The sequence below is a fragment of the Halorubrum sp. Atlit-26R genome (assembly GCF_003666015.1).
Lineage (GTDB): Archaea > Halobacteriota > Halobacteria > Halobacteriales > Haloferacaceae > Halorubrum.
The window spans coordinates 34,284-47,479 of sequence record NZ_QPLT01000014.1 but is presented as its reverse complement, the minus strand read 5'-3'; the positions used below and the strand labels follow the sequence as shown (position 1 = coordinate 47,479).

Sequence of the window (13,196 nt, the reverse complement as noted above, 5' to 3'; positions counted from 1 at the left end):
TTTACGCTCTATAACAAAGCCTCGGGCAGGGGTGGATGGGTATCTGACGTTCCGTCCCGGTTCGGAACCGATGGTGATACCCAATGAACGGACGACACGGATCCGACGACACGGCATCGAATCGACCGCACGGCGCCCGTTCCACGGAGGCCTGAGATGTGCGGCATCATCGCGCGGGTCGGCGACGGCGACGCGCTCGGCGAGATCCTCGGCGGCCTCCGCAACCTCGAATACCGCGGGTACGACTCGGCGGGCGTCGCGCTCCGGACGGAGGACGGCATCGACGTGTACAAGCGCGAGGGCGAGACCGACGCCCTCGTCGACGCGATCGGCGACCGGACGCCGGACGGGACGGTCGGCATCGGGCACACCCGGTGGAGCACGCACGGCGCTCCGTCGGACGCGAACGCGCACCCGCACACGGACGACGAAGGGAGGGTCGCCGTGGTCCACAACGGGATCATCAAAAACCACGAGTCCCTCCGCCGCGAGCTCCGCGCGGACGGGCACACGTTCACCAGCGAGACGGACACCGAGGTCGTCCCCCACCTCGTCTCCCGGGAGCTAGCGGCGGGAGCGGACCCCGAGACGGCCTTCCGGCGCGCGGTCGACCGCATCGAGGGCAGCTACGCCCTCGCGATGGTGGTGGCGGACGAAGACGCGGTGTACGCGACCCGGAGCGGGTCGCCGCTGGTGCTCGGGCTCGGCTCGGCGGCGAACTACCTCGCGAGCGACGTGCCCGCCTTCTTGGAGTTCACCGACCGCGTCGTGTACGTCGAAGACGACGAGGTCGTCGTGCTGGACGGGGCGGGGTACCGCATCAGCGACCCGGACGGCGAGACCGTCGAGCGCGCTCCGGAGACGGTGGAGTGGACGGCGGGAGACGCCCAGAAGGGCGTGTACAACCACTTCATGCGCAAAGAGATCGACGAGCAGCCGGTCTGTCTCCGGCAGACGGTCGACGGCCGCCTCGACGTCGAGGGCCGCGCCGACGGCGGCGAGGGCGGCGGCGGCACGCCGGTGTTGGACGCGTTGCCGCCGGGCGAGCTATCGGGGATCGCGAACGTCGTGTTCGTCGCCTGCGGCACGTCGTACCACGCCGCGATGTACGGCTGCGTGCTGCTCAAGCGGCTCGGGATTCCCGCGACGGCGATGCCGGCGAACGAGTTCGCTCACGACCCGATGCCGGTCGGCGACGAGACGCTTGTCGTCGCGGTGACGCAGAGCGGGGAGACGGCGGACACGCTCGCGTCGCTGCGCGCGGCCGACGCCTCGCCGGCCCGGACGCTGGCGGTCACGAACGTCGTCGGGTCGACGGCCGCGCGGATGGCCGACGACGCCGTGTTCATCCGGGCCGGGCCGGAGATCGGCGTCGCCGCGACCAAGACGTTCTCCTCGCAGGTCGCCACGCTCGCGATGCTGGCGGAGCGGCTCGCCGACGACGGCGCGGGCGTCGGCGCGACGACCCCGGGCGGCGCGGCGGTGAGCGAGGCGGCCGGGTGGTCGGCGAGCCTCGCGTCGCTTCCGGACCTCGTCGAGACCGTCGTCGAGGACGGCGGCGCGGCGCGGCTCGCCGAGGCGTACGCGGACGCCGAGGCCTACTTCTTCATCGGACGGGGGACGGGATACCCGGTGGCGCTCGAGGGCGCGCTGAAGTTCAAGGAGATCACGTACGAACACGCGGAGGGGTTCGCCGCCGGCGAACTCAAGCACGGACCGCTCGCGCTTGTCACCCCCGCGACGGTCGTCGTCGCGGTGTTCACGGGGCGGAACGACGACGTGACGCTTCATAACGTCCGCGAGGCCCAGAGCCGGGGCGCACCGGTCCTCGGTGTCGGTCCCGCGTCCTCGACGGCGGCCCGCGACGCCGTCGACGAGTACCTGGAAGTCCCGGACGCCGACCCGGAGCTGGTCGGGGTGTTAGCCAACGTCCACCTCCAACTGCTCGCGTATCACGCCGCGGCGATCCGGGACCGCGCGATAGACAAGCCTCGGAACCTCGCCAAAAGCGTGACCGTGGAGTAGGAGACGGGCGAAACGGCCGACCGCTTTTCCGTCACCGCGGCTCCCCGACGGGCCAGCTGATCCCCGCCTCTCGGGTGCTCGGCTCCGCGGCTCTCCCGAGCGTGAGGTCGGCCCGCTGCGTACACTCTAGACAGCCGTGAACGGTGTTATCCACGCCGAATACGCGGATGAAGCGGCTGCTCACTGCCGCGCCACACCGAGCGCATCGTCGGTTCAGATCTGTCGTGGCGTCTCCGGCGTTCACCATGTCCGACGCATCCGTCCATTCCGCCTATTGTTAGGTATACGTTGTTACTGTGTATCGTGAGAACATACCTCTCACTTTGTGGTCCCGCGAACCGATCGACGCCGCCCGGCACCGCGCCGCCACCGGCCGAGCGGGAGCCCTCGTCTCAGGAGCCCGACCCGCGGAACGGAACGCGCCTGGCGGACCGCTCGCGCCTCGGTCCCGACCTGAGGACCTCCGACCCGGCGACGAAGACGCGCTCGACGGACGGCGTCGGTGACGGCTCGACGACGATCACGTCTGCCCGGGCGCCCACTTCGAGGCGTCCACGGTCGTGGAGCCCGACCGCCTCGGCCGGGTTCCGCGTCACCCGGTTCACCCGGGTCGACAGCGACTCGCCCGTCTCGACGAACGGCGCGGCCAGGAGCGACGGCGGGTGGTAGTCGGAACAGAGCGCGTCCACGGCGCCCGCCCGGACGGCCGACCGGGCCGAGAGGTTCCCCCACAGGCTCTCGCCGCGCACGAGGTTCGGCGCGCCCATCGCCGTCGTCATCCCCAGACTGACCGCGCGTTCGGCCGCCTCGACGGTGAGCGGGTACTCGCTTATCGACGCCCCGCGGTCGGCCATCCGCTCGACGGCCGCCGCGGTCTCGTCGTCGTGCGAGGCGAGGGGCACGTCGGCGTCGGCCGCGAGGTCGGCGACGCGCGCGACGAGGTCGTCACGGTCCGAGGGCGACGGCGCAGCCCGCGTCTCCGAGAGGCGTTCAACCGCGTCCGGCGGCACGTTCCTGTCTTCCGCGTAGTGCCGCTCGAACGCAGCCTCGTCGAACTGACCCTCGCCGGGCACGTGGCGCATCACCGACAGCAGGTCGACGGAGACGTCGCCCTCGGCGACGACGCGTTCGACCGCGTCGACGCTCTCGCGCGACAGGTCCGCCCGGACGTGGACGCGGTTGTCGGCGAGCGTGTCGCCCGCGGCGTCGACCGCGCGGACCAGCGTTTCGGCCTCGCCGACGGACCTGGCGTCCTCGCCGTCGGCTTCGAACGCGATCGCGTGGAACTTCGTCGTCACCCCCGCCACGACGTTCGTCCGGTCGGCGGACAGCACGGCGGACCCGGCGTCGACCCGGGCGCCCGTACGGGGAGCGCGGTGTCGCTCGACGTCGTCGCCGTGGAGGTCCACCAGCCCCGGCAGGACGACCCGCCCGCCCACGTCGACGACCGTCGTCCGGGGGACCGGGTCGGGAGGCGCCTCGCCGACCCGAACGATCCGGTCGTCGGCGATGACGACGTGGCCGTCCGCTATCACGCCCGTCGGGGTAACGACACGGCCGTTGCGGAGCTCGAACGCGTCGGTCATCGCGACGGCTCCGAGCGGCTCCGCGCGGTCGGAGGGTGACGCGTCGCCGAGACGGGGATGGCCCCGCCGCCGGGAGCTGTCTGAAACATAACGCCCACGTAACTGTGGCGGGGGCTTTGTTAGGGAGGGCCAACGCGGTCGAAGGGTCTCGACGACGCCGCGCTTTTCCGGTGCCGTGTGCGTCGAGAAAAATCAATGAATTAATACATGTCGCGAATACCGAAACGACAAATCACCGGGTTTCATATGACAGCAAGCCCTGAATATCGACGTTGGTTATGAGGGCGTGTATTTCATGTCAGTAGACAGTCCCCCCGAACGCGGGCGAGACGACGAATCTACAGTCTTCGAGTGGGACGAAGGTACGGAGGTCGGAATCGCAATCGCGGAGTCCGTCGCAGCGGTCGCCGGCGTCGATCCCGTCGACCTCGAACCGCGCGTCAACGACGTCGTCGATCCGGACGCACTCGACCGCGCTCTCCGGAGCGCCCACTCCGGTGCCTCCTTCGCCTTCCCGTTCGGCGACTACCTCGTCACCGTCTGGAGTGACGGCGAGCTCGTCGTCTCGGAAGCCGATTGACCCCGATCTCACCTCACGCGGTCGCATAGGCGACGACTACCGACGCGAGTACTCGGTGAGCAGCGACGGCCCATGGCGGTGCCGGACGATCGGGGCCACCGCGAGCCGGAAGTATATTACGTGATAGCATTCAGTATAACTGAGACGAACTCGATCGGCACAGACTCCGCGTCGCTGCCCGACGCCCGGATAAAAGCTACTACTCAGGCCTAAAGCGCCCGAATCCGACGGTCACCGCCGGTAGATCAGGAGCCATCTGACGGTCCGGACTACTTTACCGTTCGACACGTACACCGGTTCGCTGATGGGTATTCCGAGGTTTCACCGGCTTTCGTGATAGCTGTCCATCCGGGTCGAAATATATAAAAGTATAAATACTTCTTATGAATAATAAGTTATCATATATTTAACCGCCACCGTCTGTCGGCGTCGACGAGGATGGCCGCCGCTCGCTGTCGACGGTCGTTAGCGCGCCGGATCGCGTCGCGAACGCCTGCCGGGAACCGCCGTCGGTCGCGCGGAGCCGGGCCGCCGAAGCGTTCGATTACTCGGGTGACCGACGCCGGCACGGTGTTAATAACGATGTCGGCCGCCGCGCTACCCGCGCTCACTTCACGGAGGAGACTATCATGAGTCACCAGAGTCATTCGGACGGACGGCAGCGGTATCGCAAGCCCCGGCGGTCGAGGCGGTCCGGAAGGGAGTGTCCGCGCGAACCCAACGAGCCGCCGGCCGGAGGCGAAGCGAGCGGCCCCGGTAGCGAGGTGTCCGGCACGTGACGCCGAACCCGCACGGACGGACGCCCGGACCGGAGCAGCCGGCGGCGTCGGGACGACAGTTCCCTCAGGGTCAGACGTACGCCGGACAACAGCTCGGGGGGCAGAAGGCGGGACGGTCGCCCGTCCCGGCGGTCGACGTCATCGAGAACGAGGACCACCTCTGGGTGTTCGTCGACCTCCCCGGGTTCACCGAGGAGGAGATCACCGTCCGCGCCGACGAGAACACGCTGTTGCTGAGCGCGGACCGCACGGGCGAACTCGAAGCGGGCCGGCGCCCGATCCTCAGCGAGCGGGCGACGCACGTCGAACGCAGCGTCCCGCTGCCCCGTCCCGTCCGGACGAACGGGTCTCGGGCGGTGTTCGAGAACGGCGTCTGTAAGGTCGTGCTTCCGAAGGCCGCGACGGACCGCTACGCGAAGATCGAGTTCACCGACTGACGGCGCTCGGCCCGGGCGACGGCGCAGGTACTCGGTGGAGACGCGAGTCAGTCGTCGTCGGCGCGGGGCGGCTCGGCTGCTTGGCGGTACACCTCGCAGTCGCTCTCGTGATCGAACCGGAAGCGGTTGTTACAGACGTCGGCGCGCATCGGGGAGACGAACTCCCCCATCACCGTACAGTAGGGTCGGTCGTGGTCGAACTGGTGCGTCTCGTCTTCGGCGCGGTAATCGAGGTGCGGACACGTCATCGTCGACGGCGAGACTCCTCCCGACGACTTTGTAACCGGACCGCTACTCCACCCGACGGCGGGGGCGATTCGGGGAACGGGCGAGGGATCGCCCTCAGTCCGAGAGGCACGCTTCGGCTCGTTCGTCCGAGACCTGGTCGAACGACTCGTAGAACTCGCCGACGGCCCCGAAGTACGGCGGCGTCTCGACGCAGATCACCTCGTCGGCCTCCCCGTAGAGGCGCTCGACCGTGTCCGGCGGGGCGACGGGCGCCGCCACGACCACCCGCTCGGCGGCGGCGTTTCGGACCTGTCTCGCACAGGCGGTCATCGTCGCGCCCGTCGCGATCCCGTCGTCGACGATGACCGCGCGCTCGCCGCGCAGGTCGAGGGGCGGGCGGTCGCCGCGATACCGCTTCAGCTTCTCCGCGGCGACCTCCCGCTGGCGTCCGATCTGGTCGGCGACGTACGACTCCCGGATCCGGAACCGCGCGAGCAGCGAGTCGTTCAGCCATACGGTACCGTCGCTCGCGACCGCGCCGATCGCGAGTTCGTGGTTCCACGGCGCCCCGAGCTTCCGGGCGGAGACGACGTCCAGCGGGGCGTCGAGGCGGTCCGCCACCGCTCGCCCGACCGGGAGCCCGCCGCGCGGGATCGCGAGGACGAGGTCTGCTTCGACGTCGTGGTCCGTCAGGAGCTTCGCCAGCTGTTTGCCGGCGTCGGTTCTGTCCTTGAACATGGTTTCTCCGTTTCGCGCGTCCGTCGGTGCGAGTCGCCGCCCTCGCGGACGGAGCGGCACACGGCCGGGAGCCGGAAAGTATGTGGCATATTACTATGCTAAGAATTTATTTATATCGTATATGGAATTTGTGCCGACCCGATCGAGAAAAGTGTGTCTCGTAACGTTGGGTACCGCGCTCTCGTTGCTGACGGTCGGTCTCGGCTACCTCATCGCGTTCGGCACGACGCTGGCCGATTTCCTCCTCATCGTCGCCGGGCTACTGCTCGGCTGGGTGGGGTTCATCTACTGTTTCGCACACTTCTCCGGCTGGCGCGAGTGAGCGTCTCCTCGCCCGCCGAGACCCGGACATTCGGATCGGGTCGACGGCGGTCAGTCGGTGGGCTCCGCCTCCCCTTCGCCCACTCGACGCTCGCGCCGCCCACCGAAGTACTCGACGGCCCACAGCAGTATCCCCAGGACGATCAGTCCGATTCCGAGCATCGACGTCGGGGGGAGCGGGACCACGAACAGCACGGCGCCGACGACGATCAGGACCCCGGGTGAGGCCAGTGCTATCCAGTCGCGTATCGAACGGCGTTCTGATGCCATCGTCCGCACATGGCCGACCCCGGTGATTGTTATAGTGGTCGTAGCGGTCGTACGAGCGGGGTATCGGGAGACGGCGGTGAGGTGGTGGGGCGTCGCGGCCCAGAGGCGTGCCGGTTCGGTCCCCGAGTCACGACTTCTCGGTCGGCTCGGAGATCAGGAGCCAGCCGTCGCTCCGGACCTCGACGCGCTACCCGCCGTAGCGGAACTCCACCGTCCCCGTGCCCCACTTCTCGCGCTCGGGACCGAAGAAAACTCTTCGACTGCGGCCGCGTCGGCCCTCCGTCAGCGCCGAACGTCATCGGTCTCATCCCGTGCGTGCGCCTCCTGCCGACCGTCGACGCTTCCCTCTATTGCTTCGAGGACCGAGAGGACCTGCGTGGCGTTCCCGGCCGGCCGTATCGTTTCGCTCGCCTCGTCGAAGGCGACGATGTCGTCGTCGACCAGCTTGGGGACGTGCGCGTGATACAGCGAGACGATCACTCGTTGCCGTTGGCACTCGGTGACCGCGTCCTCGGACGCCCCGTTCTCCCACGCGGCGATCCGCGTCGCCAAGTCCGACAGCGACCACGAGGCCCCTCCGAGGAGGGTGTAACAGAGGTACCGGCGCCGCGGATGTGCCAGCGCTCGGTAAACGTGGTCGAGTCCGAGAACGTCGGGTGACGGGGGCCGATCGCCCGCCGACGGGTCCCCCGGACCGTCGCCGGCGCGATCGTTTCGGTTTTGACCGTCGTTCATGACAACTGTATATACTGTAACCGATATTAAATGATACCGGTAACCGCCGGGCTCACTCCTCGTTGATCTCGACGGTTCGCTCCGCCTCGGCGGTCGTCCGCGGGAGCGTGACGGTCAACACTCCGTTTCGCATCCGGGCCGACACCGCTTCCGTGTCCACTTCGTCGGGGAGACTCACTGACTCGCGGACCGAGCGATGGCGACGCTCGCGCCTGATGTACGCCTCGTCGTCCTCAGACACCGACTCGTCGCGGTCGGCCTCGATCCGGAGCGTGTGATCAGCGACCCGGACCTCGACGTCGTCCGTCTCGAACCCCGGGAGATCGAAGGTGACGACGAACTCGTCGTCGTGTTCGACGAGGTCGATCGGCGTCGACGACGAGCGGTCGTCAGACGCGTCCCAGCCCTCGACGTCGCCAAACCGCCGGTTCATTCGGTCGAGCAGCCGCTCCGTCTCCGCGAAAGGGTCGTATCGAGAGCTCATGGTTAACACTCTGGTCAACGATACGCGGAACTTCGTAATATAGCCTTGGGCAGTTGTCGAGTCGCGGTCGATTCGGGGTTCTCCCGACGGCCCACGAGAGGAACCGGCACACGAGACCGAGGAGTCCTAGCAACCGCCTCGGTGCCGAAGGCCGCCGCTCATGGCCGGTGCGGGGGCAGTTCGAGCGGGTTCGAGGCCGCGGTCGCTCGGTCGGTCCGCGGTCGTCGCCGCGATTTCGGCGCAGTCTGTCATGTCGTGAGGGCTCGATACACCGTTAGCAACGGCGTGTGTGACGGTATCGATCCCGTTACCGGACGGCTCGCCGCGAACGGAGGCGGGGGTTTATCTTATCGTTACGCGTTATCACTCCTCGTGATGGCGACTATCGAACTCGACGACGAGCTACTGGCGCGCATCGAGAGCCACCTGGAGGACGACGAGACCCCCGCGGAGTTCATCGCGGAAGTCGTCACCATCTACGAACAGGAGGGCCGCTTCCTTCAGGAGGGACCCTGACGCGGTCCCGGACTACGAGACGAGGAGGACCGGCTGGGGACAGTTGCGAACGACGCGGTCCGCGACGCCGCCGAGGTGTCCGGGGCGGTCGTGCGTGAGCCCCTGCGTGCCGATGACGACGACCCCGGCGTCGACCGTCCCCGCGTAGTCGACGATCTCGCGGGACGGGTACCCTCGACAGAGGCGCGACTGTGCGTCGACGCCGACAGACGCCGCGCGGTCGACGAACTCCCGGAGCAGGTCGTCGCCGCGGTCTTCGAGCCCGTCGATCACCAGCTCGGCGTTGCTCAGCGCCGGCTCGCCGTACCGGTGCGTGTCGACCACGTGGATCACGTGGAGGTCTGCGTCGAAGCGCTCCGCGATGGTGAGCGCGTGTTCGGCCGCCTTGTTCGATCCGGCGCTACCGTCGACGGGGAGGATGACGTGTTCGTACATGGTCACGCGTACATGCCGCCGTTGACGTTGACGATCTCGCCGGTGACGTACGACGCCCGCGGCGCCGCGAGGAAGCCGACGGCTGCGGCGACCTCCTCGGGGGCCGCGAACCGGTCGAGCGGGATGTCCTCCCGGATCGCCTCCTGAACGTCCTCGCGAACGACCTCCAGCATCTCCGTCTCGGTGAACCCGGGCGCGACGCAGTTGACGGTGGAGCCGTGCGGCGCGAGCTCCAGCGCGAGCGAGCGGGTGAAGCCGATCAGGCCGCTCTTCGAGGCCGCGTAGTTCGTCTGGCCGTAGTTCCCGCGGCGGCCGACGACGCTCCCGACGTTTATGAGCCGCCCGGCGTCGGCGTCGCGGATGTCCTCGTAGAACGCGTTCGTACAGTTGAACGTCCCACCGAGGTTGGTCTCGATCACCCGCTGCCAGTCGCTCCGGTCCATCCGCTCGAAGGGGGTATCGACCGTGATCCCGGCGTTGTTGACCAGCACGTCGACCGGACCGAACCGCTCGCGGACCGCCGTCGCCATCGACTCGACCGCCTCGGGGTCGGCGACGTCCGCCCGGACGGCGGTCGCCTCGCCCTCGGCCGCGTCGTCGATCGCCTCGGCGACGGCGTTCGCCCGGTCCGCGGAGCTGCGGTAGTTCACCACCACGTCCGCTCCGGCGGCGCCGAGCTCGGTCGCGATGGCGCGGCCGATGCCGCGCGAACCGCCGGTCACGACGCAGGTCGCGTCGGCGAGGCCGCCGCGCTCCCTCGTCTCCTCGACCCGGGCGAGCGCGTCTCGTTCGAGGCCCGACACGGTCACTCGCCCTCCGTACCGAGGGGTCCGATCGGGGTGAAATCGTCGCCGGACCGCGTCGGCTCACCGCGCTCGGCGGCGTCCTCGGGCTCCTCGCGGCTCGGCTCCGAGGCGGCGCGATCCACCACCGACAGGCAGTCCTCGATGTGCCAGGTGCCGTCCCGCCCGTGGCACGGCGCGAGGTCGACGAGGTCCGACCCGTCGTAAAGCAGGAGACAGAGCGCCGGCAGCAGGAACACCTCCGTCGTCTCGTCGGTGATCGCCGAGTGCCGCGAGACGATCCGGAACGGGTACCGATGTCGGTCCTCGCCCCCGAGCCGGTCGGCGACGTCCAAGAGGCCGCGGACGTTCGTCGCGGCCGTGGCCGTCGATCGCTCGCTGAGGTTCACCTCCGGCGGGACGGCGTGGACGACGTAGCCGTCGAGCCGCCCGTCGGCCGCGAGGTCGTCCATGCGGTCGACGACGCGCCGGACGCGGCCCGGCGCCGGGGCGTTCGCCCGCACGTACAGCTCGGCTTTGAATCCCTGAGCGTCCCCGCCGCCGTCCGAGCGGACGGCCTCTTCGGTTTCGACGGTCGGCGGCGGGGCGGCTCCCGCGCCGTCGCGAACTGTGCGTCTCTCGTCGGTCGTGGCGTCGGCTGCGGGAGGATCACGTCGTCCCGCAGTCGAGGCGTTTTCGTGCGTCATTGTCGGTCACCTTCGCGCAGCGTGCCGCGTCCGCCGGGCTCGCCGTTCCGTCGCGTTCGAACGACCGTTGGGGGCGCGCTCGCGGACCGGTTCGCACTCGGACGGCGATGTCTCGTCGCTCTCGGGGTCACGTCGCCGGCGGAGCGTCGTAGCAGTTTGTCAGTCACCAGCATTCGATAAAAGTGTTTCTCGGGCGAGGACGAGACTACTCCCCGAGTCGGTCCGCCGCCCGTTCGACCCAGCCACGGACCCGGCTCGGCGGGGCGCCCGTGGCCGACGCCAACTCGTCTGGGTCTCCCTCGACGAGGTCGGCGAGGGAGTCGACGCCGGCGGCGCGGAGCCGCTCGGCGTACACCTCGCCGATCCCGTCGACGACCTGTATGTCGGGGGCGTCCTCGGGCGACGCCCCGGAGTCGTCGGCCGACGAGCGCTCGGCGAACCAGTCGGCGACCCGCGGCCAGAGCTCGTCGTGCGAGCGACGGGAGACGGAGAGGCCGATGTGGCCGGTCGCGAACTCGATGGTCTCGACGTCGTCGCTGGGTATCGCGTCGTTGAACGGTCGGCTCGCGCTCGGCGGCACGAGGTGGTCGTACTCGGCGAGGATCTGTAACACCGGCATTCGGAGGTTGTCGAGGTCGACGCGCTCGCCGGCGAGTTCGAGCTCGTTCCGACAGAGGGCGTTCGACTGGTACACCTCCTCGAGGAACTGCCGGTACGTCTCGCCGGCCATGTCGATCCCCTCGGAGAGCCAGCGCTCCATCCGGGCGAAGTTCGCCACGAACTCGTCGTCGTCGAGGTTCTCGCCGAGCCGGACGTACTTCGTCAGGGCGTTGTCGACCGGGTCCATCAGGTCGAAGCCGGTCGCGAAGAAGTCCGCCGGCACCGTGCCGGTGGCCTCGGCGACCGCGGCCGGCGAGTAGTACGCCTCGTCGCCCCACGTCTCCAGAACGCCGCCGCTGTCGTCGAAACAGAGGCTCGCGGCCATCAGCCCGAGGTTCCGTACCTTCTCCGGTCGGAGCGCGGCGTACATCGCGCTCATGCTCCCGCCCATACAGTAGCCCAGCAGCGAGACGGCGTCGACGCCCGCCCGCTCGCGGACCTCGTCGACGCAGTTGTCGATGTAGCGCGTGACGTAGTCGGCGAGGGTGAGCGACGCGTCCAGCGTCGAGGGCTCGCCCCAGTCGATGAGATAGACCTCGAAGCCGCGCTCCAAGAGCCGGCGGACGACGCTCCTGTCCGGCTGGAGGTCGAGGATGTACGGGCGGTTGATGAGCGCGTACACGACGAGTATGGGCACGTCGTGCTCGCGCTCGACGAGCGGCTCGTACCGCAGGAGTTCGAGCTTGTTCTCCCGGTACACCACCTCGCTCGGGGTCTGTCCGACGTCGACGTCGGCCATCAGCTCCGCTCGGTCGGCGGCGTCGCTCCGGCGGCCGACCGCCGCGGCGCTCTCGCGCCACAGGTCCGTTCCGAGGTCGACGAACGCCGGAATGGACCTCATTCCTTGGCGTCGAGCGCCTCGAGGATCCGGTCGAGCCGGTCCTCGACGGCGTGTTGGCGCCGTTCGAGCTCGACGAGCCGCTCGCCGACCTCCTCGATGTCGCCCTCGCTCGGGAGGCCGCTCGCGTGGAGCGACGTCTCGACGAGGTCGTCGACGCGCTGCCGGAGGTCCATCTGGGACCCGACCGACTGGCCGGTCGCCGCGGCGAAGGCCCGGGTCTGCATCACGTCCTTGAACGCCTGGTTGGCGGCGTTCAGCCAGATCGACCGGAACTGCTCGGCCGAGACGTTCTCGCCTTCCATCACGTCGGCCATCGTTTCCACGGACTCGTTGGCGGCCGTCATCCACGTCTCGTAGGCGCGCATGACGCCCGCCATCCCGTCGGACATCTCCTCTTGGCCGGACGTCACGTCGAACGAGTCCATCCAGGCCTCGGTGAACGCGGCCTGCGCGTCGAGGTTCCGTTCGAGCGCGGTCGCGAACTCCTCGTTCATCTCGGCGAAGCTGTTCCACCACTCGGACTGCGCGTCCATCGGGTCGGTCGTCGTTGACATTGTGTGTCTGCCGTGTCGGGGGTCGCTGTCGGTTCGCGACCGGTCACGTCACCGGTCGGGGCCGGGCGTCTCGTCGGCGTCGAATCCGCGGTCCGGAGTCGCCGTCGGGCGCATCCCGCCGCCGGTCATCGCGTCGACGAACGACTCGTACGCCGCGATCTGGGCGTCGAGTCCCTCCTCGACGAGCGACCAGTTGGCCGCCCGCAGGTCCGCGAGCGGCTCGAACGAGCGCTCGACGAACTCGTCGACGTCGGCCTCGGTCTCGGCCGCGCGCGCCGACGAGCTCCAGGCGGTCATCGGCGTCCGCAGCGCGAGCCGGGTCAGGTCGCGGGCCACCGCGTCGGCCCGCCGCTGTGCCGACCGGGCCTCCGGCGTCGCCTCGCGGGCGGCGCGGGCGAATCGCCGCGGGAGGTCGAACTGTTGTTCGACGGCCCGCTGGCCCAGGTCGACCGCGCGTCGTCGGTTCTGTGCGGCGGTCTCGGTCGGGTCCCCGTGTCGGGTCGGTCGGTTCGAGAGCA

16 protein-coding genes are annotated in these 13,196 nt (G+C 69.1%); 5 read left to right on the top strand and 11 right to left on the bottom strand.

What is annotated here, in order from left to right; translation table 11 throughout:
• Positions 1-156: 156 nt before the first annotated feature.
• Positions 157-2,025 (top strand): glutamine--fructose-6-phosphate transaminase (isomerizing), encoded by a 1,869-nt coding sequence (gene glmS / locus DVK07_RS14615; RefSeq protein ID WP_121597731.1) that lies wholly within the window; start codon positions 157-159, stop codon positions 2,023-2,025.
• A gap of 392 nt (positions 2,026-2,417) precedes the next feature.
• On the opposite strand, the gene DVK07_RS14605 is transcribed toward glmS, so the two are convergent.
• The gene (locus DVK07_RS14605; protein WP_121597729.1) at positions 2,418-3,611 is read right to left on the bottom strand and encodes an alpha-D-ribose 1-methylphosphonate 5-triphosphate diphosphatase; all 1,194 of its coding nucleotides are present in this window, start codon (positions 3,609-3,611) and stop codon (positions 2,418-2,420) included.
• Positions 3,612-3,906: 295 nt separating this feature from the next.
• Between DVK07_RS14605 and DVK07_RS14600 the strand changes: the two genes are divergently transcribed.
• Together DVK07_RS14600 and DVK07_RS14595 are read left to right on the top strand one after the other, a co-directional pair.
• Positions 3,907-4,191: a HalOD1 output domain-containing protein gene (locus DVK07_RS14600; RefSeq protein ID WP_121597728.1), complete on the top strand. Its 285-nt coding sequence runs from the start codon at positions 3,907-3,909 to the stop codon at positions 4,189-4,191.
• Positions 4,192-4,966: 775 nt separating this feature from the next.
• On the top strand, positions 4,967-5,407 hold the full coding sequence (locus tag DVK07_RS14595) for an Hsp20/alpha crystallin family protein (protein ID WP_121597727.1): 441 nt from the start codon (positions 4,967-4,969) through the stop codon (positions 5,405-5,407).
• A 47-nt stretch (positions 5,408-5,454) separates the two neighbouring features.
• Here DVK07_RS14595 and DVK07_RS14590 read toward each other — a convergent pair whose 3' ends face one another.
• A complete protein-coding gene (locus DVK07_RS14590) occupies positions 5,455-5,655 on the bottom strand; it encodes a hypothetical protein (RefSeq protein ID WP_121597726.1) in 201 nt (66 codons plus the stop codon).
• A gap of 94 nt (positions 5,656-5,749) precedes the next feature.
• Complete coding sequence (locus DVK07_RS14585; protein WP_121597725.1) at positions 5,750-6,373, bottom strand: phosphoribosyltransferase; 624 nt, start codon at positions 6,371-6,373, stop codon at positions 5,750-5,752.
• Positions 6,374-6,524: 151 nt separating this feature from the next.
• Here DVK07_RS14585 and DVK07_RS14580 point away from each other — a divergent pair, with 151 nt between their 5' ends.
• Positions 6,525-6,695, top strand: a complete 171-nt coding sequence (locus DVK07_RS14580; RefSeq protein ID WP_233565445.1) for a hypothetical protein — start codon at positions 6,525-6,527, stop codon at positions 6,693-6,695.
• A 50-nt stretch (positions 6,696-6,745) separates the two neighbouring features.
• On the opposite strand, the gene DVK07_RS14575 is transcribed toward DVK07_RS14580, so the two are convergent.
• The 3 genes from DVK07_RS14575 to DVK07_RS14565 all read right to left on the bottom strand — a co-directional run bounded on the left by DVK07_RS14575 (position 6,746) and on the right by DVK07_RS14565 (position 8,183).
• Positions 6,746-6,964 carry a hypothetical protein gene (locus DVK07_RS14575; protein ID WP_121597723.1) on the bottom strand — a complete coding sequence of 73 codons (219 nt, stop codon included), beginning with the start codon at positions 6,962-6,964 and terminating at the stop codon, positions 6,746-6,748.
• A 282-nt stretch (positions 6,965-7,246) separates the two neighbouring features.
• Positions 7,247-7,699: a hypothetical protein gene (locus DVK07_RS14570; RefSeq protein ID WP_121597722.1), complete on the bottom strand. Its 453-nt coding sequence runs from the start codon at positions 7,697-7,699 to the stop codon at positions 7,247-7,249.
• Positions 7,700-7,751: 52 nt separating this feature from the next.
• The gene (locus tag DVK07_RS14565; protein WP_121597784.1) at positions 7,752-8,183 is read right to left on the bottom strand and encodes an Hsp20/alpha crystallin family protein; all 432 of its coding nucleotides are present in this window, start codon (positions 8,181-8,183) and stop codon (positions 7,752-7,754) included.
• A gap of 375 nt (positions 8,184-8,558) precedes the next feature.
• On the opposite strand from DVK07_RS14565, the gene DVK07_RS23380 reads away from it, so the two are divergent.
• Positions 8,559-8,699: a hypothetical protein gene (locus DVK07_RS23380; RefSeq protein WP_199719539.1), complete on the top strand. Its 141-nt coding sequence runs from the start codon at positions 8,559-8,561 to the stop codon at positions 8,697-8,699.
• Between the two features lie 12 nt (positions 8,700-8,711).
• Here the strand turns inward: DVK07_RS23380 and DVK07_RS14560 are convergent, their stop codons facing one another.
• The 5 genes from DVK07_RS14560 to DVK07_RS14540 all read right to left on the bottom strand — a co-directional run bounded on the left by DVK07_RS14560 (position 8,712) and on the right by DVK07_RS14540 (position 12,678).
• Positions 8,712-9,134 (bottom strand): universal stress protein, encoded by a 423-nt coding sequence (locus DVK07_RS14560; RefSeq protein ID WP_121597721.1) that lies wholly within the window; start codon positions 9,132-9,134, stop codon positions 8,712-8,714.
• A gap of 2 nt (positions 9,135-9,136) precedes the next feature.
• Positions 9,137-9,937, bottom strand: a complete 801-nt coding sequence (locus DVK07_RS14555) for a 3-oxoacyl-ACP reductase (protein ID WP_121597783.1) — start codon at positions 9,935-9,937, stop codon at positions 9,137-9,139.
• A gap of 2 nt (positions 9,938-9,939) precedes the next feature.
• Entirely contained in the window at positions 9,940-10,623 is a 684-nt protein-coding gene (locus DVK07_RS14550; RefSeq protein WP_121597720.1) for an HTH domain-containing protein, read from the bottom strand.
• Between the two features lie 205 nt (positions 10,624-10,828).
• A complete protein-coding gene (gene phaC / locus DVK07_RS14545; RefSeq protein ID WP_121597719.1) occupies positions 10,829-12,124 on the bottom strand; it encodes a class III poly(R)-hydroxyalkanoic acid synthase subunit PhaC in 1,296 nt (431 codons plus the stop codon).
• The gene (locus DVK07_RS14540; protein ID WP_233565444.1) at positions 12,121-12,678 is read right to left on the bottom strand and encodes a poly(R)-hydroxyalkanoic acid synthase subunit PhaE; all 558 of its coding nucleotides are present in this window, start codon (positions 12,676-12,678) and stop codon (positions 12,121-12,123) included. Before DVK07_RS14540 ends, phaC begins: the two co-directional genes overlap by 4 nt.
• Positions 12,679-13,196: the final 518 nt, after the last annotated feature.

Bases quoted from the DNA above. Each gene is read 5' to 3' on its own strand.
- DVK07_RS14575 (WP_121597723.1), bottom strand. From the start codon at position 6,964: ATGGCATCAGAACGCCGTTCGATACGCGACTGGATAGCACTGGCCTCA.
- DVK07_RS14605 (WP_121597729.1), bottom strand. From the start codon at position 3,611: ATGACCGACGCGTTCGAGCTCCGCAACGGCCGTGTCGTTACCCCGACG.
- DVK07_RS14585 (WP_121597725.1), bottom strand. From the start codon at position 6,373: ATGTTCAAGGACAGAACCGACGCCGGCAAACAGCTGGCGAAGCTCCTG.
- DVK07_RS14560 (WP_121597721.1), bottom strand. From the start codon at position 9,134: ATGTACGAACACGTCATCCTCCCCGTCGACGGTAGCGCCGGATCGAAC.
- phaC (WP_121597719.1), bottom strand. From the start codon at position 12,124: ATGAGGTCCATTCCGGCGTTCGTCGACCTCGGAACGGACCTGTGGCGC.
- DVK07_RS14600 (WP_121597728.1), top strand. From the start codon at position 3,907: ATGTCAGTAGACAGTCCCCCCGAACGCGGGCGAGACGACGAATCTACA.
- DVK07_RS14540 (WP_233565444.1), bottom strand. From the start codon at position 12,678: ATGTCAACGACGACCGACCCGATGGACGCGCAGTCCGAGTGGTGGAAC.
- glmS (WP_121597731.1), top strand. From the start codon at position 157: ATGTGCGGCATCATCGCGCGGGTCGGCGACGGCGACGCGCTCGGCGAG.
- DVK07_RS14590 (WP_121597726.1), bottom strand. From the start codon at position 5,655: ATGACGTGTCCGCACCTCGATTACCGCGCCGAAGACGAGACGCACCAG.
- DVK07_RS14565 (WP_121597784.1), bottom strand. From the start codon at position 8,183: ATGAGCTCTCGATACGACCCTTTCGCGGAGACGGAGCGGCTGCTCGAC.
- DVK07_RS23380 (WP_199719539.1), top strand. From the start codon at position 8,559: ATGGCGACTATCGAACTCGACGACGAGCTACTGGCGCGCATCGAGAGC.
- DVK07_RS14550 (WP_121597720.1), bottom strand. From the start codon at position 10,623: ATGACGCACGAAAACGCCTCGACTGCGGGACGACGTGATCCTCCCGCA.
- DVK07_RS14570 (WP_121597722.1), bottom strand. From the start codon at position 7,699: ATGAACGACGGTCAAAACCGAAACGATCGCGCCGGCGACGGTCCGGGG.